The 24,778-nt window shown below is 59.2% G+C and carries 16 protein-coding genes, 1 tRNA gene and 2 pseudogenes; 13 read left to right on the top strand and 6 right to left on the bottom strand.

Annotated elements, in window-relative coordinates:
- Positions 1 to 90: 90 nt before the first annotated feature.
- Complete coding sequence (locus tag JST30_13530) at positions 91 to 1,044, top strand: hypothetical protein (protein MBS1715345.1); 954 nt, start codon at positions 91 to 93, stop codon at positions 1,042 to 1,044.
- A 1,147-nt stretch (positions 1,045 to 2,191) separates the two neighbouring features.
- A pseudogene (locus JST30_13525) lies at positions 2,192 to 2,620 on the top strand (HD domain-containing protein).
- Positions 2,621 to 3,458: 838 nt separating this feature from the next.
- Here JST30_13525 and JST30_13520 read toward each other — a convergent pair.
- From JST30_13520 to JST30_13510, 3 genes are all read right to left on the bottom strand, one after another.
- Positions 3,459 to 3,851: a GNAT family N-acetyltransferase gene (locus tag JST30_13520; GenBank protein ID MBS1715344.1), complete on the bottom strand. Its 393-nt coding sequence runs from the start codon at positions 3,849 to 3,851 to the stop codon at positions 3,459 to 3,461.
- Positions 3,763 to 4,875 (bottom strand): hypothetical protein, encoded by a 1,113-nt coding sequence (locus tag JST30_13515; GenBank protein ID MBS1715343.1) that lies wholly within the window; start codon positions 4,873 to 4,875, stop codon positions 3,763 to 3,765. Before JST30_13515 ends, JST30_13520 begins: the two co-directional genes overlap by 89 nt.
- Before the next feature lie 565 nt (positions 4,876 to 5,440).
- Positions 5,441 to 5,875, bottom strand: a complete 435-nt coding sequence (locus JST30_13510) for a hypothetical protein (GenBank protein MBS1715342.1) — start codon at positions 5,873 to 5,875, stop codon at positions 5,441 to 5,443.
- 131 nt (positions 5,876 to 6,006) lie between these two features.
- Between JST30_13510 and JST30_13505 the strand changes: the two genes are divergently transcribed.
- The 3 genes from JST30_13505 (at position 6,007) to JST30_13495 (ending at position 7,960) form a co-directional block, all read left to right on the top strand.
- Complete coding sequence (locus tag JST30_13505) at positions 6,007 to 6,669, top strand: recombinase family protein (GenBank protein ID MBS1715341.1); 663 nt, start codon at positions 6,007 to 6,009, stop codon at positions 6,667 to 6,669.
- A gap of 12 nt (positions 6,670 to 6,681) precedes the next feature.
- Positions 6,682 to 6,894, top strand: coding sequence for a MerR family transcriptional regulator (locus JST30_13500; protein MBS1715340.1), 213 nt, complete (start codon positions 6,682 to 6,684; stop codon positions 6,892 to 6,894).
- A gap of 94 nt (positions 6,895 to 6,988) precedes the next feature.
- The gene (locus tag JST30_13495) at positions 6,989 to 7,960 is read left to right on the top strand and encodes a hypothetical protein (GenBank protein MBS1715339.1); all 972 of its coding nucleotides are present in this window, start codon (positions 6,989 to 6,991) and stop codon (positions 7,958 to 7,960) included.
- Positions 7,961 to 8,642: 682 nt separating this feature from the next.
- Here the strand turns inward: JST30_13495 and JST30_13490 are convergent.
- Entirely contained in the window at positions 8,643 to 9,653 is a 1,011-nt protein-coding gene (locus tag JST30_13490) for a hypothetical protein (protein ID MBS1715338.1), read from the bottom strand.
- A 184-nt stretch (positions 9,654 to 9,837) separates the two neighbouring features.
- Between JST30_13490 and JST30_13485 the strand changes: the two genes are divergently transcribed.
- From JST30_13485 to JST30_13455, 7 genes and pseudogenes are all read left to right on the top strand, one after another.
- Positions 9,838 to 10,041: a helix-turn-helix domain-containing protein gene (locus JST30_13485; protein MBS1715337.1), complete on the top strand. Its 204-nt coding sequence runs from the start codon at positions 9,838 to 9,840 to the stop codon at positions 10,039 to 10,041.
- The gene (locus tag JST30_13480; GenBank protein ID MBS1715336.1) at positions 10,041 to 12,761 is read left to right on the top strand and encodes a DUF3854 domain-containing protein; all 2,721 of its coding nucleotides are present in this window, start codon (positions 10,041 to 10,043) and stop codon (positions 12,759 to 12,761) included. The genes JST30_13485 and JST30_13480 overlap by 1 nt, the downstream gene beginning before the upstream one ends.
- A gap of 451 nt (positions 12,762 to 13,212) precedes the next feature.
- Positions 13,213 to 14,838 carry an SAM-dependent DNA methyltransferase gene (locus tag JST30_13475; GenBank protein MBS1715335.1) on the top strand — a complete coding sequence of 542 codons (1,626 nt, stop codon included), beginning with the start codon at positions 13,213 to 13,215 and terminating at the stop codon, positions 14,836 to 14,838.
- On the top strand, positions 14,835 to 16,298 hold the full coding sequence (locus JST30_13470; GenBank protein ID MBS1715334.1) for a Fic family protein: 1,464 nt from the start codon (positions 14,835 to 14,837) through the stop codon (positions 16,296 to 16,298). Before JST30_13475 ends, JST30_13470 begins: the two co-directional genes overlap by 4 nt.
- An 84-nt stretch (positions 16,299 to 16,382) precedes the next feature.
- Positions 16,383 to 17,498, top strand: a complete 1,116-nt coding sequence (locus JST30_13465) for a restriction endonuclease subunit S (GenBank protein ID MBS1715333.1) — start codon at positions 16,383 to 16,385, stop codon at positions 17,496 to 17,498.
- Positions 17,435 to 19,450 carry an AAA family ATPase gene (locus tag JST30_13460; GenBank protein ID MBS1715332.1) on the top strand — a complete coding sequence of 672 codons (2,016 nt, stop codon included), beginning with the start codon at positions 17,435 to 17,437 and terminating at the stop codon, positions 19,448 to 19,450. Before JST30_13465 ends, JST30_13460 begins: the two co-directional genes overlap by 64 nt.
- Positions 19,447 to 22,620 (top strand): annotated as a pseudogene (locus JST30_13455) (type I restriction endonuclease subunit R). The gene JST30_13460 and the pseudogene JST30_13455 overlap by 4 nt, the downstream one beginning before the upstream one ends.
- A 237-nt stretch (positions 22,621 to 22,857) precedes the next feature.
- Here the strand turns inward: JST30_13455 and JST30_13450 are convergent.
- Positions 22,858 to 23,802 carry a DUF4268 domain-containing protein gene (locus JST30_13450; GenBank protein MBS1715331.1) on the bottom strand — a complete coding sequence of 315 codons (945 nt, stop codon included), beginning with the start codon at positions 23,800 to 23,802 and terminating at the stop codon, positions 22,858 to 22,860.
- Between the two features lie 275 nt (positions 23,803 to 24,077).
- Positions 24,078 to 24,153, bottom strand: a tRNA-Lys gene (locus JST30_13445).
- Positions 24,154 to 24,235: 82 nt separating this feature from the next.
- On the opposite strand from JST30_13445, the gene JST30_13440 reads away from it, so the two are divergent.
- Positions 24,236 to 24,763, top strand: a complete 528-nt coding sequence (locus JST30_13440) for a GNAT family N-acetyltransferase (GenBank protein ID MBS1715330.1) — start codon at positions 24,236 to 24,238, stop codon at positions 24,761 to 24,763.
- Positions 24,764 to 24,778: the final 15 nt, after the last annotated feature.

Below are 24,778 nucleotides of genomic sequence, written 5' to 3'. Positions count from 1 at the left end.
TTATTTCAAACTGACCCACTACCGACGGCTCAAACAGGCATGGAGCAGTTGGCCATGCTTCCCGGAGGAACAGAGTCTTACGCAGTGGCCATGAGTCCGGACGGAACGTTCATAGCCGGATCGAGCAACACGCCAAGCACGTTCCACGCCGTCTTGTGGCACAACGGCGTTCCACGAGACCTTGGTGTCGCCGCTGGAGCCGGTGCCTCTGACGCCACTGGAGTCAGCGCTGACGGCTCCGTCGTCTGCGCGAACAGTAACTTCATGGCGTGCGTTTGGACCGAGGAGAGCGGGATGGTCGGCCTTGGAAACCTGTCGGGCGGCGGCGCGACCTATGCAACGGGCATCAGTGGCGACGGACGGATGATCGTCGGCTACACCAGCGATCAGAAGGCCCTACTCTGGACGGCCGAGACCGGCCTTGTCGATGTTAACGTCCTTGCAGCTTCGCAAGGGGTCGACCTCACGGGATGGCAGCTCACCAGGACGACGGCGATCAGTACTGACGGCAACACGATCGTCGGCATCGGTTATTTTCACAATGCCACGAGAGGTTGGATGATCCGCGGCCTGCGGACTCAGGTGCTCGCTCCGGTCGCCCAAGTGGTCAATCTGGGCAAGCTGACTCGGGGCAACCTCGCAAGCTTGGCTGCCGACGACAACGACGCACAGATCGTCTGCAAGTTCATCTTGCCGAACCAATCCGCACCGATCATCAGCACGCAGCTGAAGTTCGCAACGACCGTTTCCGCTCCGGCGACGATTGACTTTGCCGTGAAGGCGAAGTGGAACAACAGCGGTTCCCTGAAGATCGGGCTGTGGCAGTTCAACTACAACAAGGGTTCCGACGACCTACTCTTAGAAGCGAACCTTGGCGGATCGTACACGACCTATACGGGCTCCGCTGCGGGGGATTTGTCCGAATATGTGGCGGCCGGCAGCGGAGAAACGAGGGCACGGGTCACGGTCAGGCAGACGGGGCCCTCGTCCGCCCTCCTGCCTTGTGTATCGATCGAGTACGCGAACCAGATCGTCACACCATAGGTTCGGAGGATTCGGGTCTGCAACATGTCGCTCAGACCCCTGCACTAGCTCTTGGTCCTCCTCGTTGCCTGCCGGTTGCGAGGAGGTTCTTGAGCAGGACCTGGCACCGGAACGTAAGCCTGGAGCGTCGCTCTTTGAAAGGATCCTTGTGCCGGTTTGTAGTAGCGTCCTTCCGCATCGTTTGATGGGAGTATCATGGAAGCGCGGTTCCACATTCCCCCGGTCGAGCCCATGTGAGACCTCCCGGCGGATCCGCGACGGTATGCACAACCGCATAGCACCCGAGATCGAGGGCAGGTTCGGCCCGATCTTCCTCCTCACTGAAACTTCCGCCCCGACCGTCGAACAGGTCCTCGACCTGATCCCGGTCGGGCCGATCGTCGTCTGCGACTTCTGCCCGCAAGGGATTGAAGACGCCGCCGCCCGGCCATGGGGCTATGAGACGGGCAGACTTTGCGTGGTCGACCATCACGCTCCGGACGCTCGATGGGAGCGGCACGTGAGCAGTGGAAACCTGGCAGCCGTCTATCGAGAAGACCGCGGGACCGCGGCGGCCGTGGTCATCAACCACACGGACTGCGACAGCGTCGTTTCAGCCGCAATCGTCGCCGGACTGCTCGAGCCCAAGGCGGCGTATCTAGAGGCAGTTGTCGCGGCCGACCACACAGGTTCACCTGATCCGATCGCAGACGTCTTACAGGCCGTCCAAGACTTCCGCGACCTGCCGTTCTCCCTGGAGTGTCTTTCGCAGGCCGAACGCGGGGCGCCACTTCCAGTCCGTGCCCAAAACCTGCTCGCTCACCGTCTTGCCGACAGGGAGAAGGCTAAGGGCCTCGCGTTCGGTGCCTTGCGAGAGGGAAGGATGGCCTTCATAGCCCTGGACGACAAGATAGAAAGCGACCTTGTCGCGCCGTTCGTCAAGGACGCGTGGATCCTGGCACTGACGTTCCCTCACACAAAAGACTCAGCGAGGACCGAGCTGAAACTGAGGTTGGCCCCCGACGCGCCAATGGGCTTCACGCTGAGGAGTTTGGATATGGCGAAAGTCGATCCGGCGTTCGGTGGCCGCTGGAACGCGGGATCGAACAAACGCGGCGGCGGGAGCAGGCTTCGGTCCTCAGAGCTCTTCGAACGACTGAGCGCCGAAGTGTCGCGGGCCGTCGCAAACTGGACCCTAGAGAAGGCCCTGCGGATCGCGTCCGAGGCGCACGCCGGACAATTGGACAAATCAGGTTCGCCGTACATCCTGCATCCTCTTAGAGTGGCGGCTCAGCTCAAGGGCGTCGTCGAGAAGACGGTCGCACTCTTACACGACGTGGTAGAAGACTGCCCCGGTTGGTCGTTCGAAAGACTTGCTAAGGAAGGTCTTTCAGAAGACGTCCTTGGACCTCTAAGACTCGTGACGAAAGACCCGGGTGTTGACCTCTCCGAGTGGTCGCAATATATGGCCTTCGTCGAGCGCTGTGCAGCGCACCCGGTCGCGGCGGCCGTGAAGCTGGCCGACCTGCAGGACAACATGGACATCGGCAGGATCGCCGTTCCGACCGACCGTGACCGTCAGAGGGTCTACAAGTATTCGATCGCTCGTCAGCGCTTGATCTCGCTGGCCCGCGGACTGGATCCGGAACCGCTGGAACGGCCCGCCGAGAACGCCGAACCGTGGGCGAGCCTGACGTACTTCTTCACTCACAAGATCGACGTCGATGCCCGCCAGACGGAGAACGGACTGGTCGAACTCAACACCGGGCTTCCTTTGGAGCTAAAGGTCGGGAGCCGGTTCCGAATTCGCGCAGCAGGCACGTCGTTCCCGAGTCTGCCGCCTGCGTTCGCGCTTGGGGGCGCTGTTGTCATGCCCTTCCTAGCTAAGGGGACGCGCTGCTACTTTGCCATCCGGGCCGATGGGGTTCCAAAGGAATTCAGTGATGTCACGATCGAGTGGAAGGGCCGGCCCGTGCTCCGTGCCGAGTACACGCCAGATGATCCTTTGTCCCCGAGAGTATTGCCGGTCAAAGCGGAGGAGGTCTATGTGCTGGCCGTCCTCAAAGAAGACCTCTTCATGATGATCCCGGCGGGCCGCGACGGGAAGTTGGAGCGGTGCAAGGTTCTCGTGCCCGCTCTTGAAGAGGAGTTCGAAAGCCTGAACCAGGCTTATTCGGGCATGGCCCGAGTGTTCGAACCTTGGCGAAAGTCCGTCGCAGGAAACGTGTTCCGTCGCGCCCACGTCATCATGCCGGTCCGAACGCCTGACGGAACGGAACCGGACCACCTCGTCTGGCTCGACTATCTTCGTGGAAGGGCCGAGGCCAAGGCATTGGGCAAGATCCTCGAGAGGGACGATAGTGGCGAAGATCAAAGAGCCTAGAGACGGAAGCAGACACGTGTCAGTGCAACCCTACATTTCGGCGGTGAACCCTTCAGAGGATCTTGACCATCCACTTGTGATGCAATCGCCTTAGCCGGGCCTCTTGCTCGACGAACTCGCAAACCGCGCGAAAGCCACGGCTTCTGTAGAAGGCCCAGAGACTGCTGTTTACGGCAGTCATCGCAGACTTCGCACCAGCGTGGGCTGCGGCCTCCATGCGGGCGTTGTAAAGGAGCTTTGAAATTCCCAGACCTCGGTATCTGTCATCAATGATCAACCGACTGAAGAGTGCGACCGGATACTCTGCTGTGAAGTCGTAAGGTAGATAGCTGCCGAGCGGCATCGTCGTGACATCGTCATAGTACGTGAGCTTTGCGGACGCAACCAGCGTGGCTCCATCGAAGACTCCGAAGTGGGAAGCTACTGAATCGGAGTCGTCTATCAAACTCGACCCGGGGAAGGGGGGGTAGCTCAGGGTCCGTATACGCCGACCAGACTCGCAAACGAAGAGCCTGAGCCTCGGCAATTTCATCGCTTGTCGTAATTCGGCGGCAAACGAGGTTCGCAGCATTTCTGAGCGCGACATCGCAGATTGACCGATAAGTTGCCTTGGCAGCGTCCGATAAATCCTGGACCCGACGGCAATCGAGTTCGAAGATCGGCATTCCGACGCGGCTGATCCGGGATTGCTCGAATCCCCAACCAAGTGCGTTTGCTTTCCCTTCCTTCGTGTTGACCGCGTCGAAGATGACGGGAGGCCAGTTTCGAGGGCTCTTACACATGCTTGCCACGTGCTCCACGAACATGGTATTGACGACGTCCGCAGAGCCGGGGACCGAGTGAAGACAGTAGACGTAATAGACGAAGAGGAACTGGCCCTGGTCTGAAAAATCAAGATCAAAGTTGTCCTTCACCCAGTCCAAAGCTTTGCCATAGCCGTTACGATACTCGCGGTACGTCTGCTTCTTTGTCCTTGCCATGATCGAAAAGCCGATGATCGTTTCTCCAAAAGGGCCTTTCTCGATCAAGACCTTGACCGACCCCGGTTGGTCTCTCTGCCACCGTGCAAAGGTTTCTGTCCTATCATCTCCCGTCAACGTTGATTTGTACTTAGGAGGGTAAGCACGATTTGCCAGGGCACCCAGATGGAGAAAGTGTTCATCGTCGGCATCGATGAATGAAATGTTTGGTGGCATCGCGTCGAGGACTCGGCTCCCCTTTGTCACCTGACCATTTCGGAATTTGTTGGCCTGCCAAGAAACACCGAGTTTCAGGGCAGAGCTTAGTAGAAAGATGGAAATGCCGGCCCACTCGTGCCATCCGATATGGAACCCCTCAGCCGGAAGGATCCACTTTGTTTGAACGGCAAAAGCAATCGCCGCATAGAGAAGTGAGCCTACGATGATGGCGTCGTGGCCCTTGTGCAGCAACCCGGCCAGACGGGGATAGTGCTGGAGGAGTCGCTCCAAGGGTGAAGGTCGCGGAAGGGCAGGTGAGGGCATTACGGAGTTCCGGCAATTCGCAAGTATGGCGCCTTGCAGTTGTATACACTCTTCATGTGAGCCGGGTTGCTTTTGGTCGGGCATGCCGATCAACTGTCAGAATCGAACGCGCCTCTGCCTCGGTGAGCCACGGATTTCCGACTCTTACACGGCGACTAGCGTGAACTGCCCTGGAGCCTTCCAGTGCGAAAAGGGGATGGCCCGCTAAGCCTTGATCATCGGCTGGCGCTTACGATTGAACTTGTCGCGGCGGTGCACGCCGGGTCTGACAGTTTAAGTGACAGTTGAGCAGGTGCTTCGTTGACTTTGAAGTTGAACTCGTCACAATGTCGCTCATGCCGCTAGGCTACGGCCGTGAGGGGCCGCCCCGGGCAGAATCTAATGCTGACGTTGGTACTGGAGTCGTCGAAGCACTCGATTCACTGGACAAAGGTGCGCGCGATGTGGCCAATTGACCGTCGACTAGTCAGATGACATTCGCGACCAGCTGAAAAATTTTTCGTCGGTCAATAGCCATGGGATCGAGCCCAGGTCACGCAGAAAGTCCCCCCTCCCCGGGGGGTAGGGCTAGAGGCTCGGCCCGGCCGTCGGCGAAGAGTTCCTTCGCGGGGTCGAAGAGGACATAAGCCTTGACTTGGACTGTCTCTCTCTCCAGGTGGAACCTCTCCCCGTATGTCTTGGGCTGAAGCTTGGAGGCAAGCCACTTCCGAGAATCGATGCGCACCCGTTTCTCGTCGACGCTCAAATCGGGATCGTCGGCGATGCTTATGATCTCCTCGGCATAGCCCTCGGCCCTCGTTCGTAGGGACGTGACGTATGCTGCCCGCAGGTTAGCGTCGGCGGCCACACGGCGTAAGAAGGTCGCCTTGTCAGGCACGCCTTTGCCGCAGCAGATCGACCTGAGAGATTCGCCTCCTGCGATCCGGTCGCAGATCTTCATCAAATCTTCGTCGGAAACGATCCGCATACGTCTAGTATGGCCTCTTGCCAGCGTCGGCATGGAACTGGATCGCCTATCCGGTGCTCTGAGCCCTGAACGAGAGCAAAGCGCATACACTAAAGGAACAATTGGTGTATAGTGACGTCATGGGCAAGGCGATGGGCCGGGCGCAAGAGACCGTCGACCGCACAAGGGCGATAGGTTACGTGAGGGTGTCCACGGACAAGCAGGCTTCTTCGGGGGCTGGACTCGAGTCGCAGCGGCGGGCCGTTGAGACCGAGTGCGCACGGAAAGGATGGGAGCTAACAGAAGTCGTCGTGGACGAGGGCCAGAGCGGCAAGTCCCTGAACAGGCCCGGTCTGCAGAAAGCCCTTCTTGCTCTCACAGAGGGGAAGGCCGATGCTCTTGTCGCGGCGAAACTCGATCGGCTCAGCCGTTCGGTTGCAGATTTTTGCCACATCGTGGATATGAGTGCCTTTCACAAGTGGAAGCTGGTCGTCGTCGACTGTCAGGTCGACACATCGACCGCAGCGGGAGAAATGATGGCCGGGATCCTCGTCCAGTTCGCCCAGTTCGAAAGGAGGCTGATCGCTGAGCGCACCCGAACTGCGCTGGCCGTCAAGAAAGCCCAAGGCGTCAGACTCGGACGACCGGTCGACGTCCCAAGCGGAGTCGTCCGGAGAATCGTGGAACTGCGCCGTAAGGGTATGAGCCTTGCGTCCATAGCGGAATCGCTCAACGCAGAGGGAGTGCCGACCGTCAGGGGCGGCGGCAAGTGGTACGCCTCGACGATAGGGAAGATCCTGAACCGAGCGGGCTGATACACTTGGCCCGTGGCCGACGGCGGGCGAGAGGGAATGAGCGACAGATATCTGAGCGCGTTCAAGGCCGCGGAATTCCTTGCTGTCGAAAAGGCCGTCCTCGATAGGCTACGCATGCGGGGGCTGCTCCTGGCTAAGAAGTCCGTAGGCGGACATTGGCTGTACTCGGCATCTGATCTCGAAAGAGTGAAACTCGGGATCTCCGAGGCGCGACCTGAAAGTTGAGACGGCCGTCAACCACGCGCGCGCGTATTGGTCGCGCCCGAATTTAGATGTCAGCAGCCCATGATCGACTCCCGGACTCAGGTACCACGATGAAATGCGGCTTGCGCGCGAGTTTGTTGACATCGCGGTTCGGTTCGAGGAAATCCTGAAGCGCGAGGGTGTGAGAATTCTAGCGGACTCACTTCTGGAGAGTGCGCTGCTATCGGTCGTTGAGTGGCAGATAGCGGCCGAAGAGCACGGGGTTACCAGCCTTGAGTCCGACATCAGGCCAACTACCCGAAGGCGCCTAAGCTTTCTTAACCTCGCCCATAAGGTTGTTCTGACCGACGCAAATGGTCGGCTTGGTCCATTCGTACCGCACCTCCATCTTCTTACCGATGCAGATCCGTGCATGATTGGTCCACCGACGCATGAATCTGCAACGCACAAAACACTTGAACTTCTCACGGGCCTCGCCGCAGACGAGGAGTTTGGCAATGTAGAGCTCGAAGACCCTTACCGTTCGGTTGGCGGCAACCCTGACGTCTTGTTTTCAGCGGATGGCAAGAGGTGGGGCATCGCCTGCAAGATGGTCAGTTCCGAAAGCCCGGTTACATTGACCGACCGAATTGAAGAAGGCGTAAAGCAAGTAGACCGCAGCGACGCCGACATTGGATGCTGTCTCGTCTGGTTCCGTTCGTTTGACCACGATCTGCTGTGGTCTGCGCGACGAGGAGACAGGGGAGAAGTCATGACAAGTCAGTCGATGAACGACGAGTACTGGCGCCCCCTGATGAACGATTACTTGGAGCGCCGGTTCCAGGAAGTTGTCAACCATGTTGGTCGAGATCGACTGTCGGAGATCTTTCCCAACGTCAGGACGCCAAAGACCGTCGTCGGTATCGTGGAGTCGGTGGGATCATTTGATGAAAGGGGCTGGGGTGTTGTGCGGCGTCTGAGCGCCGGAGTTACGCAAGGCATGACGGGCCTAAAGTTGTGCACTCCGTTCAGCGTATTGGAGCGGCTCGGGCGGGCAGTTAGCCGGGATTCGTTTCCCCGGTCATGGCCAGTCCTTCTGTCACGTTGACCTGCTGTTCGTACACTGTCACCTGACCAGCGTTCTGTAAGAAGTCCGGGTTCTTTGTGCGCATGTCGCGAACTGCCTGGACGGGGCACCGCATTTAGATCTGCCATCGCTTTGCCATCCAGAAGGTGTGCTGTTGCTCTACGGTCGCGTTCAGGGTCTGCGGGTCGCACGCTTCCAAGGCTCTCGCCCGGCATGCTCGCCAAGTTCGGGCCAGGTTCCCACCTCTTCACCTCGGCTGGACTTGGCCGGTTCGTTGCCAAGCGTTAGTCTCCTTGCACGCCAGGTGGGGCTTCCAGGTGTCGAAGTCGGCCTTCCTCGTCGCATAAGCATCGCCACGCACCTCTTCCAACTGTCTTCACTGGACGCCATCGCTTCCATTGCTGTCCGACCTCAAGCCAATTCCGGAAACAGTGTCGCACATTAGTTCGTCCTCGCAGGATTGGGTACTGTGCTCGCGGACTGCGCCTATTGGAAACGATGTCTCTGATGGGCCCTACCTCTTATGCTGGTCCGTTACGAAGTACAGGCATCTTGGACATCAACTACATCCCAGTCTTAGACGAGCAGTCCGGCAGAATGATGTAGTTACCAGACCATCGGTCTTTTGAAGCGTTTCGACACCTGCCCTAAACACGGCGTCATTGACGAGCCCTAGCACCTCGGAATACTTTTGGCATGGTGCTCAGTCACTCTCAGACTTCGATTGGCTGACATATGGCCGGGGCTTCTTAAGTTCCAGCGGCTTACGATAGTCGACCTTGTCCCGGCAGCTTTTGGAGCAGCATTTCTGCTTTGGCCGAGTGGCAGCGAACCATTCGCTGCATCCAGGGCATACGCGCCAGTCCATGAACCCTCCAGCCATTTGGCTCGCAAAACTCAAGTACAGGTACCCAAGAAGGTCCACTGGTGCGAGGCGCAATCGAGAAGGCTTAACTGGGTCGAGCGTGAAGGATGCACCATCTGAAAGCTCCCGGTTGACAAGTTCCGTAACCAAGAACTTTGTGATCGTGCGCAGCCGCTCGTCCTCTCCCAGACGATCTAGCTCCCACACACGCACCCACTCGTGGGGATCGGACTTGTCCAGGAAATGTCCCAGTGTCGATCGTGCCCATTCTCTGCTCCGTAAAGATGCAAACGAATGGTAGCGGATGCCAGAAGGTGGCGGGTGCGGCATTTTGACTCGTGTCAGGCTTCCATTGGGAACAGCATCGCGTAAGAGAGCGAGGGAAACGGCGTCTGTGCTGCAGGCCGCGTTCCAGAGAGTAATTAATGACTTCAACTTGCAGACGGCCGCGAGCCAATCAGCGACACGCTCGGCACGTACGGTCACGGTCGGATTGCGTGAGTTAACCTCTTGCTCGATGTCGACCTCGTGGCCTGTATTAGCCACCTCTTCGAAGAATGTCCGTGTCGGAACTTCGACGTCGCACAGGTACCTCCCAAGTGGTCCATAGGTGCTGGCGAGCTTGATAACTCGTTCCACATCGACGTCTTCGGCCGTAAAGTCAAGATGAATGTTCGGGATCTGACGTGGATCGTAGCGCTCCCGGTTGTCCAGAAACGCCAACCAGCTGACTGGCGCCCCTGGCCACCCGCCTTGGGGCCATGGACGGTCGAGGATGATGTCGTCTTGCGACGGGCGCCCCCGTTGAAACAGGTGGTGATCGAGGCCGGTGCCCCAGACGAAGCGCATCCAGCGGTTTGCCACTGTTTTCGCCTCTCGAAGATATGTCACGGGGCCCTGACGCTCCCACGCGAACTCAAACGGAGCTAACTTCTTTCGGACTTGTTGGCGGATGGAGCTAGGTGCCATTTCGACGAATTTCCGACGATTGCGGCGACATTTTACCTGGACGATTGTGGTCTGATCAATACGTATGGGAACGACAGTAGCAAGCAGCTCACTTACGATGACGGTGGCGGATGCCCAGACACAATTGTGTCTCTCTCGCTCCCGTGTCTACGAACTGATCCGATCGGGCGAACTGCCCAGCATCAAGATCGGCCGCAGCCGACGTGTCCTTCGCGCCTCCCTGGAGGCCTTTCTCAAACAGCTCCTCGAAGAACAGGAGAATTCCTAGTGGCCCTCTCAGAACACCACCGCAAGATGCTTGAAGAGGGCTCGGCGATCAGCCCGAGGATCCTGGCCGAGGCCGGCGTCTGCACTCTCTCTACCAAAGCGGAGCTCAAAGCGATCGGATTTCCGAACGCCGTGGGCTCAGCCCTCGCATTTCCGGTGCTCACCTGGTCATCGGGCAACGATCCGGAATACTGGCGCATCCGACCGGATAATCCGAAGCCGGATAGGCGCGGCAAGACGGCGAAGTATCTTCAGCCACGGGGAACAGACTGTAGGCTTTACTGCCTTCCCACGGCCCGTCGGCTGATCGGAGGTTTGCAGGGAATAAGTGAGCAGGATCGTCCCGCACAGCCGTACTTGTTTGTCACAGAGGGCGAGAAAAAGACCTTGGCGCTTCTCAGTAAAAACCTCGCGGCCGTCGGTCTTGCCGGAGTTTGGAACTGGCGGCGCAAGGCGATTTTGCGTGGCGACTTCGACGTGATCGGGCTACACGGAATGGACATCTGTATCGTGTACGACTCGGATTCGGCGACAAATGCCCATGTCGCGAAGGCTGAGGATGCGCTCGCCGCCATGCTCCAGTCGGCAGGTGCCCGAGTGTTCCGCGTCCAGCTGCCGGCAGGGCCGGACGGCCAAAAAGTCGGCATCGACGACTTCTTCGCAGGAGGTGGGACCGTTGATGAATTGGCTGCACTTGTAAAGCCTTACACCCCGCGCGCTCATACCCTTGAGGATCGGTACCGCGAGCACGAAGGTCGCCTGGAGCGCTACATACCGCCGTCTTCGACGGGCAACGATGGCTACTACGAGGCGATCACACAGAACTACGTAGCTTACGTGACCGCAGACAAAGTGGTCGACGACGGGATCGAAGAGCGAAGGTGCTTCACCGTCGAAGGCCAGATGCAGAACGGTCGGCCGTTACCGCCGGTCGACGTGCCCGCTAGCCAGTTCAACTCCTGGTCTTGGGTGTCTCCAAAGTGGGGTGTTGGCCCGCGGCTAATCGTCGGACAAAACGCGGAGAAGCACGCCTGCGCAGCAGCGCTCTACATATCTGGCGACGAAGTCCAGGAGATCCGCGTGTACTCGCACACTGGTTGGCGCGCGATCGACGGTCGCAACGTCTACATCCATGCAGGCGGGGCTATCGGTTCCGACGGCAACGACTCGTCGGTTCAGACCCAATTCGAACAGGTTCTTCAGCCGTACGTCCTGCCCGAGCCACCAGACATCGAACGACTATCGGCGGCCCTTGCGTCGGCAATCGACGTGTTCCGGATCGCTCCAGCAAGGATCATCGGCCCATTGTGGGCGGCGGTGTGGCGGGCAGTACTGGGTGAAAGCTACTTCTCACTCTTCCTCGTAGGCCCGACCGGATCTCGGAAGTCCAGTCTCTCTGCGGTCATCTCGTCCTACTATGGGAATGGGCTCTCCCGCAAAGAGAGGTTACCGCTGAGTTGGTCCTCCACCGACAATGCGCTTGAGGCCGCATGCTTTTCTGGCAAGGACGCTTTGGTCGTCATCGATGACTTTGTACCTGGCCGCGGATCGCTCGCCGACCGGCAAACCTTACAGAGGAAGGCTTCGCGGCTCCTTCGTGCAGCCGGCAACGGATCCGGGCGCCAGCGCATGCGCGCCGATGGGACGCTAATGTCTCCTAGGCCGCCGAGAGCCCTGATCCTGTCCACTGGCGAGGAACTTCCTGAAGGCGGATCTGAGCTGAGGAGGACCGTCGTCGTCGAGGTTGCCCTCGACGACGTGAACCTGGCCGCGCTAACGTTAGCCCAATCACATGCTGAAGACGGGACTTTGGCGCTGTGCATGGCTGGCTTCGTCGTTTGGGCCGCTGGGCGGCTCGAGGAACTGCGCGCCCGGATTCGAGCGGCGTCTCTGGCAGGCCGTGACGGAACCCGAATCAAAGAGACCGAGGCGGAACTGATGGAGGCTGCCCGCATTTGGGGCGACTATGCGATTGAAAACGGGCTGTCGGCGACCGAAGCTCAGGGGATCGTCTCGGCAGCGGTCTGGGGTATTGAAGAGACGGCCCGCGAACAGGCCATGGTCGATGCCGACCAGGATCCGGTCCTTCGCTTCTTCGAGCTTTTGGCCGATGGCATCGCTTCTGGGGAGGTCTATCTTCTGCCTCGGAACGCATGCAAAGACCAAACGGATCGCATTGGAAGACACATCGGGTGGAAAGACGATGACTCCATCTACCTGATTCCTTCTGTCGCATATGCCGCGGTGACGAGATTGGGCGAAGCAGCGGGAAGACCGGTCCAGCAGGGAAGCAAGTCGCTCTGGAAGCTCATGAAGCAACGAGGGATGCTCGTTCTACAGGGCCAGGGCGACCGCAGCACGCGCAAACTCGCCTTTGGGCCCTGGGGCAACGTTGGCGTGATCCAATTCGCAGCATCCCTATTGGACGTAGAAAGCGGGAGTATCGAGAGGAACGGGAGTCCATCATCTTTAGCGAAGTCGGATGGGGACTCCGACCTCCCGATCAGCGCTCCCGAAGCGGCCGTCTTGATGAAGGAATCGGGAGGGGACAAAGGGAATCCGGATGCTCCCGCAGGTCTATTGAACGAGCACCCTCCCGATCCTCCCGCAACTCCCGTTTCTGAGAAGAACAAGGTGTCCCTAGCCAATGTGGAGAGTGAATCGCATGAGGCAACGTCGCTCTTTGAAGACGACCTAGTGAGAACGGAGGTCCGGTTCTGAACGCGCGCTTTCTCATCGACCGCCTTCGGGTGGAGGGAGCAGAGGTCGGCCTCGCAGAGGACGGTACCGTCCGCATCGTTCCACGAACGCCTGTGCCTGCGGGTCTCGTCCAAGAGGTCAGGGCCAATAAGGCGAAGGTCGTCGCTGAGCTCCGAGACGAACAGGAGGCAAATACTGCTTTGCTGGAGTGGCTTCCGCTTCGCGGCTCCTGTGTCCGCGACAAAAAGACGGGGCGCACGGGCACCTTGTGGGGCGTGCATGGTCGAGGTGTGACCATTGCGTTTGGGTCGGATCCACTGCTGATCACGCTCGATCCCAGGGAAGCCGAACTCGTTACAGAGGAATAGCGCCAGCTCGTTCGAAGGTGAGAGAATAGCGGCATGTTATTGAAAGACCGCGTTCCCCTGCACCCTTGCGTGCACGAATGTGGGTACCCCATACTGCCTGGTCAGTGAAGTGGATCGCACCAAGGGAAACCGACGCCGCCTCAAAGGCCCTGGAGAAGAAGCTCTGGGACGCCGCCGACCAGTTCCGCGCCAACAGCGGGCTGACCGCCGCCCAGTACTCCCAACCGATCCTCGGCCTCATCTTCCTCCGCTTCGCCGACGCCCGCTTCCAAGAAGTCCACAAGAAGATCGAAGCGCAAGAGGCCACCGGTCGCCGCACCATTGACCCCGAGGACGTGAGGAACTACCATGCGGCGGGAGTCGTCTACCTTCCCCCGGAGGCCCGCTACGAGACCCTGCTCACGCTTCCGGAAGGCGCGAACGTCGGTGAGAACGTCAACACCGCTATGCGCGGTGTCGAGCGGGCCAACCCTCAGCTCGCTGGCACCCTGCCCAAGACCTTCAACGTCTTTGGCAGCGCCCTGCTCAAGAACCTGCTTCGGACGTTCTCCGAGATCAAGGTCGATCTCGGCTACGACGCCTTCGGTCGCATCTACGAGTACTTCCTCGGCGAGTTCGCCCGGACCGAGGGCAGCAAGGGCGGCGAGTTCTACACGCCGAGCCCCATCGTCCGCCTGCTCGTCGAGGTGATCGAGCCGTACCACGGGCGCATCCTCGACCCCGCCTGCGGGTCGGGCGGCATGTTCGTCCAGAGCGCGAGGTTCGTCGCCGAGCACAAGAAGGAGCCGGGCAAGGAACTCAGCATCTACGGCGTAGAGAAGACTGACGCCACCGGCCAGCTCTGCCGCATGAACCTCGCCGTGCACGGGCTGGAAGGCGACATCAAGCACGGCGGCGAGGTCAACAGCTATTACGACGACCCTCACCGAGCGGTCGGGAGGTTCGACTTCGTCCTCGCCAATCCGCCCTTCAACGTGAACGCGGTGGACAAGGAGCGGCTGAAGGACCAGGTCGGCCCGGGCCGCCGCTTCCCGTTCGGCCTCCCCAAGCCCGACAACGCGAACTACCTCTGGATCCAGCTCTTCTATTCGTCGCTGAACGACCGCGGGCGAGCGGGCTTCGTGATGGCTAGCGGTTGTGAGAGCGCGAGCTCATCTGAGATGGAGATTCGTAAGCAGATCATCCAAGACCACGCGGTCGATGTGATGATCGCCGTAGGCCCAAAGTTGTTCTACACGGTGCCGCTGGGCTGTATGTTATGGATCCTGGATCGGGGGAAGAAGGGCACGGATCGCGAAGGCAAGGTGCTCTTCCTCGACGCGCGCCAAATATGGCGCGATGTCGACCGCGCCCACCGTGATTGGATGCCAGCTCAAGTTGGTTTTCTGGCGAATGTGGTTCGGCTCTACCGGGGCGAGGAGCCTGATTATACTCACGGCGGGACCGAAGCCAGGGCGAAGCTTGAGGATGTCTTCGGGACTTTGCCGACATATGCCGACGTGCTCGGGCTGTGCAAAGTGGAGACCATAGAGAAGATCGAAGCCCAAGGCTGGTCGCTCAATCCTGGACGTTACGTCGGCGTCGCATCCGGCGAGGAGGTCAGCGATGAGGACTTCAAGGATCAGCTAGCGTTTTTGCACGAGGATTTGGAGGCACTGAACACCGAAGCCCGGGGACTTGAGGACATCATTGCTCGAAATGTTCAGGAGCTTTTGGAGATAGGAACGTGAGCGAAAGCATCCAACACCAAATCTGGCCCCTTGATACGGGGATCACCGACCTGGCCGAAGATACCACTAACCTAGCAATCCCCGCTATCGCGAACATACGGGAGGTGTGGGCCGAGGCCAGAAAGAAGCTAGAGAATACTGATCAGTTGAGGGTGTTCAACGAGCGTTTGGCTCGTGAATGGGCCATCGAGACTGGCGTCATCGAAGACGTCTTCCACATAGACAAGGGCGTTACGGTGAATCTAATCGAGCAAGGCATCTCCGCGGCCCTGCTTGAACATGGGACTGTCGACAAGCCCGCCGATTATGTTGTCAGCATCCTCCGCGACCACGTCGAGACATTGGATTGGCTTATGGAGCGTTTCATCGCCCAGAAGCAGCCACTCAGTGCGGTGGCTGTGAAGGAATTGCACCGTTTGATGACGGACCATCAATCCCATGTCGACGCCCAGGATCCTCAGGGTCGCCCGATAAGGGTTGAGCTGAGAAAAGGAGACTGGAAGATCCGGCCTAACAACGCTTTGCGAGAGGGCGTTCTCTACTGTTACTGTCCGCCGGAACAGGTCCCCGGTGAAATGGAACGGCTAGTCGAGATTCACGCTCAGCACGAGGCAGGCGGCATGCCTCCAGAGGTGGCTTCAGCGTGGATACACCACCGCTTTACTCAAATCCATCCCTTCCAAGATGGCAACGGACGGGTTGCCCGTGCCCTAGCCACCCTGGTGTTCCTGCGTGCCGGCCTGTTTCCGGTAGTCGTGAACAGAGAGGTGCGGACCGAATACATCAGGGCCTTGGAGCAGGCCGACGCAGGCGACCTCACGCCGCTTGTGGAGGTCCTGTCGACCGCACAGCAGGTCCGATTCGACAGGGCCCTGAACATAAGTGACGAGCTCACATCTGTGCCAACAACCGTGGAGTTGGCGATCCAGGCTTTGAAGGACAAGCTGAGGGGCCGGGCAGAAGAGGTTGCTCAGCAGCAGCGAGGTGTGTTCCAAATTGCCAAGGCACTTCAACAGGTCACTTGGGATCGACTCAATACGGTGGCCGGTCTTCTGGAGCCTATTCGGGCAGATGTGCACTCATCGGATGTCAACAACGACTTCTTCTACCGGGGTCAGATTGTCGAAGAAGCCAGACGGTTCGGCTACTACGCGAACACGACGGTTTATCGGGCCTGGGCACGATTGACGATCGGTGGTAGTTCGCCGGCGCTTCTGCTGTTCTCGTTTCATGGTCGTGGAGGTGAGTTCGCCGGAGTCATGGTGTGCTCTCCGATCTTTGAGTTGATCAACGAGAATGGTGAGGAGGAGGGCCAGAGGCAGCGAACGCAGATTCCGATCGCCGATCGCCCGTTCGAGTTTTACTTTACCGAAGAGATCGAAGCTGTGAAGGGCAGGTTCTTGCCATGGCTGGACGAGACGATCGCCCTTGCCGTGTCGCAGTATCAGAGGTTGATCTAAGGTGAAGGGAGAATCGCCGAACCCTGAATCGCGAGCACCGGAGACCATGAGAAACACCAATGTGGCTGAGCTCAAGGGGTCTTCGTGACGGCAAAGTGGCGTACATGCCTACTCGGAGAGGTTGTCAACCTCAAGCGTGGCTACGACCTGCCTAGTCAGCATCGCGTATTAGGAGATGTGCCGATTGTCTCATCCTCAGGCGTAACGGACTATCACAACGTGGCAAAGGTTAAGGGTCCGGGAGTTGTGACCGGGCGCTATGGCACGCTCGGCGCCGTGCACTTTGTGGACGTTGACTTCTGGCCCTTGAACACGAGCTTGTATGTTCAGGACTTCAAGGGCAACGATCCTCGCTTTATTGCGTATTTCCTGGGCGCACTCAATCTGGGTACGCAGGTTTCGGCTGCAGCTGTACCGGGCGTCAACCGCAATCACCTGCATGCGATGACTGTCGCAGTGCCATGCGTATGCGAGCAGCGGCGTATCGCGGGCATCCTCTCCGCCTACGACGACCTGATCGAGAACTGCCAGCGCCGCATCAAGATTCTGGACGAGATGGCCCGCCGCCTCTACCGCGAGTGGTTCGTCCACTTCCGCTACACCGGCCACGAATCCATCCCCCTCGTCGACAGCCCCCTCGGACCCATCCCCCAAGGCTGGGAGGTCAAGGGAGTAAAGGATGTTGCGCAAGTCACCTACGGCTTTGCCTTCAAGTCCCAGCAGTTCAACACCGACGGCATCGGAACCCCCATCGTTCGTATCCGCGACATCCCGAAGGGAAAGGCGGAAACGTACACCGATGAGGAAGCGCACCCGAAGTATCACATCCGTGACGGCCATATCCTAGTTGGGATGGACGGCGACTTCCACATGTGCGTCTGGTCCGCTGGTCCTGCTTTGCAGGTTCAACGCGTTGCACGATTCGAGCCGACCGGAGCGGTCGGCAACCACCTGCTCTATCTTCTCCTCGAAAGGCCAATTCAGGAACTTAACAAGTCGATCGTTGGCACGACCGTGGCTCACCTTGGCGACTCGCACATCAAGGAAATCAAAGTGGCTATTCCGCCGGCCGCCATGCTGTCATGCATTAATGCAGCCCTCGACCCAATCTTGGAGCAGGTCACTGTGCTAAAGAAATCAATTGCCACCCTACGCCGCACCCGCGATCTGCTGCTCCCACGCCTTCTTGGGGGTGCCTGATCCACCTCAGTCGGCTTTACATTCGCGGATTCAGGTCGATCTCCGAACTCGACCTGCGCTTCACACCTGGAAAGAACGTCATCATCGGCCGGAACAACGCCGGGAAGAGCAACATCGTCAGGGCGCTGGACATTGTCCTGGGCGAAGCTGCGCCAGCGTGGACGAAGTCAGAGCGTGTCACCGAAACCGACTTTCACTGGAGCCGAACAGTGGACGAACACGGAGAGGTCACTGAGAGCACGGCACCCGAGATCTTCATCTGGTGCGAACTCCAGCGCGAGGAGGGCGAAGACCTAAATTGGGATGAGATTGACAAGTGCGCTGGATACAGCTTCTGGGGAAAGAGGTTGGATGACGGCACGGGCGAGGCCACGCGGGTTGAACTGGCGGACTTGGGTGCTCGGTATAGGCACATCTTTGCGCCCAACAGAGATCAAGTCTATACCGTTTGGGTCGACTCAAAGCTAAAGAACCAGAACAAGTTTAAGACCCAGCTCGATCCCATGCGTCACTTCGCATACGCGTTCCGGGCGATCCTGACTGAGGAGGGGATATTCAAAGAGATTCGATTCTTGTACCGAGAATCTGAGGCTCATGGCTGGGTTTTGACATTCGGTGCCTCGGTTCGCAACGAGCTCCTACAGAGCGCCATCCTCCCAGCTTTCCGCGATCCAGCGACGCAGCTGCGGGTCTCCCAGTGGACCTGGTTTGGAAAGCTGATGCGCCATCTGACCAAGGACTGCCTAGATGATCCGGCGCTACAGACGGCGCTAAAGCAGGTGCAGCTAGAAGGCGACAGAATCTTCGTCGGCGTGACTGACAAGGTGGAGAACGATACTTTGTCCGTTTCCTTTCCTGGAGCGAAGCTATCCATCCAGTTCCATGGCGACACAGATGCCGAGCTTTACAAGAACTGCGGCTTGTACGTGGACGACGGCTTCAAGAGCCCCTTAGTTGACAAGGGCGCTGGCATCCAGAGCGCCACGATCATGGGCCTGTTCGCCTTCTACACCCGAGAGGTGAACACTGCGGCGTCGGCCCTCCTCTGCGTTGAGGAACCAGAACTGTACCTCCATCCTCACGCAAGGCGGGTGATCAGCGATCGACTCGACGACTTCCTGGACGGGAACCGCAACCAAGTGATCATTACCACCCATGGTGTGGAGTTCCTCCGGACTGCGACGGATACGTTTAATCTGCTCCTTGTCAAGAAGGACGGCAACTTCGGCACGATCGCACAAGCACTAGACGCTCGCGAGTTCCTTGGGCTCCTCATCAACAACAACCAGAATGAGATTTTCTTCGCAGACAAGGTCGCGCTCTGTGAGGGCCTTGACGAGCACATCCTGAGAGCGACTGCTGACGAACTCTTTCCAGGCGAGCTCGATCGCCAAAACGTATCTCTCATTTCCGTTGAGGGAAAGGACCGCTTGGTCAAGATGGCCAAAGTGGTTTTGGAACTGGGCATGGCATGCTACATCCTTGCCGACTTCGACTTTCTCCTGAGAGATCCAACGAAGCCCGACGACTTCGACGTCAAGCCTCATCTTTCCTTGGAGCAGCTTCCCATGGAGTTCTACGAGCAGGCTCACGTTGGTAAGAGTTGGAAAGGCACGATCGCCAAGGGCAGGAACAACTTGCGCGAGAACTCCAGGGAGCTCTTCTACACGGCTAAGCATGCTTCCGAGTTCAACAATGAGAAGCTAAACGCCTTCCTGCTGAAGTTGAGGAGTCGTGGCATGGGCGTTCTAGACGGGGAGATTGAGCACCTGAGTAAGGATCAAGGTTGGGTGGCACCTGGATCAAAGAAGTTTGACCTTTCGAAGGTCTATGAACTCCGAGAAAGGTTAACGTTGGGCGAGAAGATGAGTGATTTGTTCGAACTCGAGCCGCTCAGGCAGTTGCTGGTCGTCATTCTGGAGATACAGGAGCCGGGGGAGCCGTCCGCTTGAGCCACGACTACACCGAGCGACACTTGGTCGAGGAGCCTGCGCTCGCTCTGCTGCGCGAGATGGGGTGGGCGACGGTGTGTGCGGAGGGGGAGGCGTTTCCTTCGGGTTCCGGGGGTGGGGTTTCGGTGAACGGCCGGAAGACTCCGGGTGAGGTCGTCCTGGTGCCGAGACTCCGCGCAGGACTCAAGAAACTCAATCCCGACCTCCCCGAAAGCGGCGTCCAGCAAGCGATTGACACCCTCACCCGCAGCCGGACGGGAATGAGCCCGGAGGGAGCGAACCGGGAGGTCTACGAACTCCTCAAGAACGGCGTGCTCGTCTCGATCCCCGACCCCAGCGGTGGACAGAAGCAGGAGCGCGCCCGGGTCATTGATTGGGAGAACCCGACCGACAACGACTTCCTCGCCGTCAGCCAGTTGAAGATCACGGGGCCTATGTACAGCTGCATCCCCGACGTGATCGGCTTCGTCAACGGCCTCCCGCTCGTCGTCTTCGAGTTCAAGAAGCCGGGAGTGCCCGACCGCGAGGCCTTCGACGGCAACATCACCAGCTACAAGCACCCGCTCAACGGCATCCCCGCGCTCTGGTGGTTCAACGCCGCGATCATCACCTCGAACGGCACCGAGAGCCACGTCGGCAGCCTCACCGCCGACTGGGAGAGGTACTTCGAGTGGAAGCGAATCGAAAGAGAGGATGAGCCCCGCACCGTGTCCCTGGAGACGATGCTCCGCGGCGTCTGCGACAAGACGCGGCTGCTCGACATCGTCGAGAACTTCACCGTTTTCAGCGAGCATAAGGCGGGGCTGGTGAAGGTGCTCGGCCAGAACCACCAGTATCTTGGTGTAAACAACGCGATCGCCGCGACGGAGAGGGCCAGGGCCGAGTACACGGGCCGAGGCGGCGTCTTCTGGCACACCCAAGGCAGCGGCAAGAGCTTCTCAATGGTCTTCTACGCCCAGAAGATCCTGCGGAAGCTGCCGGGGAACTGGACGTTCGTGATCGTCACCGACCGGGTGGAGCTGGACGACCAGATCGCCAAGACGTTCAAAGCATGCGGAGCTGTGAGCGAGGCAGAGAGCAAAGAGTGCCATGCCCGGAGTGGCGAGCACCTGCGGGAGCTGCTGCGTGGCAACCACCGCTACGTCTTCACCACGATCCACAAGTTCCAGACCGACGAGAAGCTCAGCGAACGCGACGACGTGATCGTGTTGAACGACGAAGCGCACCGCAGCCAGTACGACACGATGGCGATGAACATGCGCTCGGCGTTGCCTCGCGCCAAGTTCCTCGCCTTTACCGGCACGCCGCTCATGGCGGGCGAAGAGCGCACCCGCTAGGTCTTCGGCGACTACTGTTCGATCTACGACTTCCAGCAGTCGGTCGAAGACCGGGCGACGGTGCCGCTGTTCTACGAGAACCGGACGCCGGAGCTTCAACTGGTCAACCCGGACCTCAACGAGGACATCTACGACCTCGTCGAGGCGGCTGGGCTGAACGAGGACCAGGAACGGCTGTTGGAGCAGCGGCTCGGCCAGCAGTACCACCTGATCACGCGGGACGACCGGCTGGAGACAGTGGCAAAGGACATCGTTCGCCACTTCCTGGGACGGGGGCTGCTCGGGGATGGGCGACCGGGCAAGGCGATGGTCGTGAGCATCGACAAGGCGACAGCCCTGAAGATGTACGACAAGGTGTCGGTGCACTGGAAGAGAGAATCCAAGCGGGTCGAGAAGGCACTTCAGTCTGTTCACCTTGGAAAAAACGAACGAGAGGAACTTCGCGCCCGCCTCGAGATTTTGAACACGAGCGAGATGGCGCTGATCGTTTCGCCGGAGCAAAACGAAATCGAGAAGTTGGCTGCCCTCGGACTGAACATCGTTCCTCACCGGGAAAAGATGAACCGCGAGCCGCTGGACGAGAAGTTCAAGGACACCAAGCACCCTCTCCGACTTGTCTTTGTGTGCGCGATGTGGCTGACCGGGTTCGACGCGCCGTCGTGTTCTACGGTCTACCTGGACAAGCCGATGCGCAATCACACGCTGATGCAGACGATTGCTCGGGCAAACCGCGTTTATCCTGGAAAACAGAGCGGCGTGATCGTGGACTACGCCAACGTCTTCCTTTCGTTGGAGAAGGCGCTGGCGATCTATGGGCCCGGCGGAGGGGCAGGCGGCCCCGTGAAGGACAAAGACGCCCTGGCGAAGCTCCTCGAGGAGGCATGCTCCGGGGCTGCGGAGTTCTGCACCTTGCACGGAGTGTCGCTCGCCGCGATCGAGGCCGAGAAGGTCGGAAGCATGGCCAAATTGGAGCTCATCGCCGATGCGGTGGACGCCATGATCGCTCCCGACGACCTTCGCAAGGAGTTCCAGGCAATCGAGCGGTTCGTCGCGACACTCTACAACGCGGTCAAACCGCATCCACTGGCGGCGAAATTTACGCCCCGGGTCGCGTGCCTCGCGACGATTGCGGGCGAGATCAAGCAACGCTTAAGCCCGGGGCCAATCGACATATCCGAGGTGATGACCGGGATTGCTCATGTCTTGGACCAATCCATTGCAGGGGTCAGCATCATCGCCGAAACGAGGCATATCGACCTCTCCAAAATAGACTTCGAGGCGCTCCGGAGGCGATTTGATAAGTCCGAGCACAAGAGCACGGAGTTAGAGATGTTGAAGGCGGCGATTCGGGCCCGGCTCGACAACATGATCCGACTGAATCCGACGCGCATAGACTTCTTAATGAAGTTCGAGGAACTGATCGCCGCTTACAACGCCGGTGCCGCGAACATAGAGGGCCTGTTCAAGCAACTCGTCGAACTGACCCAAGGAATGGGAGAGGAGGATCAGCGACATGTCCGGGAGAACTTGACGGAGGAGGAGTTGGTCATCTTTGACATCCTGACCCGCCCAGCCCCTGAACTGAGCTCAGAAGAGAGAGCCCAAGTGAAGCTGGTGGCCCGCGAATTGCTCGTCAGACTGAAGTCTCTCTTGGACTTGGATTGGCGCGGCCGAATGAGCGCACGGTCACGAGTGCAACTTGCGATCGAGGACACCCTCGACAGGGGCCTTCCCGCGCGCTATTCGAAGACTGACTATGACAATAAGGTCGTCACGCTCTTCGACCACTTCTACGAGAAGTATCCGGACCGTCTCCTCAACGCCTATCAGTAGGTGGGCTGGCTACATGGCCGATCAGGTCTGACGGTCACCTTCACGCCAAGCCGACACCCCTGAGTTTCAAACTGCAGGGCAGCTCTCCTGCCTCGTTTCTCATCGGGCGGCAAGTCCTCATGCACGTAGAGGGAAGCGCTTTTTGACGGCAGGCAATCTGTGAACGCTACGACCGACCAATGGTTCTGCCCTCCGACCTTTGCTTACTGCACCACATTTCCAGGCAGCCGTCCAGGCTTACGGGAGTTGCCGTATCACCGGGCCGAAGACTCGGTCGAGTTCGTCAAGGCGAGCTCTCAACCACTCGTGTTGGCGGGGCCAGTCGGTGCGGTCATTGGGATCGGCACCGTCGAGGTAAAGCGAAATGTAGCTCTCAACGTTTGTCGGTCGTGGTTCCCATGACAGGCCCGGGAGTGCGGCATCAAGATCGTCCCGCCGCTCGAGTAACTGCCTGTAGCAGTCCTTGGCCGTCGAACCAGGCAGGAATATGCGAGCTGTCACCCTCTTCTTGGGGCGTGAGACCAAGCAGCAGTAGCCAAAGCCACTTCTTCCTGCGGACCATGCGATCCAGTTATCGCCTGACGATGTCCGGGTGCCGAAGCGACTGCCCACGGCTCTCAGGCTGTCACAAAAAGCGGACCAATACTCCGTGTAGAAGGCTCCCGCATTGGACGAAGCGGCAGACCTTTCGGCGACTTGTCTTTTGACAAAGGTGTTCGGCCTCGACACTACGTTGAACTTTGGCGCCGGAACCGAGTCCCCGATCCTCCAAAGCTCGACCTCCAGCCCGAACAGCGCTATTTCCTCGCTTGTGACCTCGTTGAGCCAGTCAAGCGCTGCACGGTGCTCGTCGGTGAAGCGCTGGGCGATCCAGACGATCGTCACGGCACTCAGGCCCGCAGCATACGTAAGAAGCTGACCAAGGTGGCCATGATCCGTCCGCTCGATCTGATTCTCGATCAAGACCCATGTGTCGCTGCTGACGTCTTTGCAGAGCAGGTCGGCCCTGAAAGGGCCGACGGGCCGTTCCGTGGACTCAAGCAAGAGCTCCGCTCCGATGGCCTCGCCAAGGAGGGCCAAGTTCGGTTCCAACGCAAGCCAGGGCGTGAAAGAGCCTGCTTCACTTGTCCAAATGGCACGCAGGTCCACCTGTTCAAGACGTCCGAGGTCAGGGACCGTCATCGCCGAATTCTTGCACAGAGCTCGTTAAGAGTGGATCTGTGCCCTTCTGCTCCGGCCCGATCAGGACGGCCCTTTTCGGTTTCGCTTTGCCCAGTGACGAAATTGATGTCGGATGCGGTCGACACGGAGCGATGTGGGAATGAAAATGCGCCATCTCACGGAAAGCAGGTCTTTGCCCGGTTTATGCGACCCTCAAAACTGTCACTTAAACTGTCAATCCGATCTTAGGGCATGGAAAAACCGTACGCTGGCCGAACGGTACAGGTTCAAAAGAGTGGTGGACCGTGAAGGGCTCGAACCTTCGACCCGCTGATTAAGAGTCAGCTGCTCTGCCAACTGAGCTAACGGTCCAACCGGGCCCTGGATTGTACCAGTCGGCCTCGGCGAGGTCAAGGTGCCGTGGGCCCGGACGAGCGGGCGGTACCCTCGCCGGATGCCGCTCGTCCGCCCCTTCCGACCCGAGGACACGGACGCGGTCGTCGACGCTGTCAAGACCGTCTACGACCGGTACGGGTTCGCTTGGGACCCTGAGGGCTACTGTGCCGACCTCTTCGACGTCGCCCGATCCTATCCTGAACCGGAGAACCGCTTCTGGACGGCCGAGCACGAGGGGCGCGCCGTGGGATGCGTGGGCTTGATGACGTTCGGGCGCATTCCCGGGGAACGGGGAAGCGCGACCGTCGTCGACGGCGACCCGCGTGTCGCAGGCGCCGATTGCGAACTCGTCCGACTCTACGTCCACCCGGACGCTTGGGGCCTGAAGCTCGGACGCACCCTGACTCAGACCGTCATCGAGGAAGCGCGCGCCCGCGGGTGCGACACCCTCGAGATCTGGAGCGACAAAAAGCTTGCTCACGCCCACGCCCTCTATGAGGGGATGGGAGCGGTCCGCGTCGGGGAGAGGATTTGCCCCGGCGATCCCGACCAAAGCCCGGAATGGGGATTCGCCCTCCCGCTTTAACGTTCCGTCGAACAC

Source organism: Armatimonadota bacterium (assembly GCA_018268395.1).
Classification (GTDB): Bacteria; Armatimonadota; Fimbriimonadia; order Fimbriimonadales; family Fimbriimonadaceae; genus JAEURO01.
The sequence above is the reverse complement of the archived record's forward strand: the minus strand, read 5'-3'. Positions and strand labels throughout refer to the sequence as shown.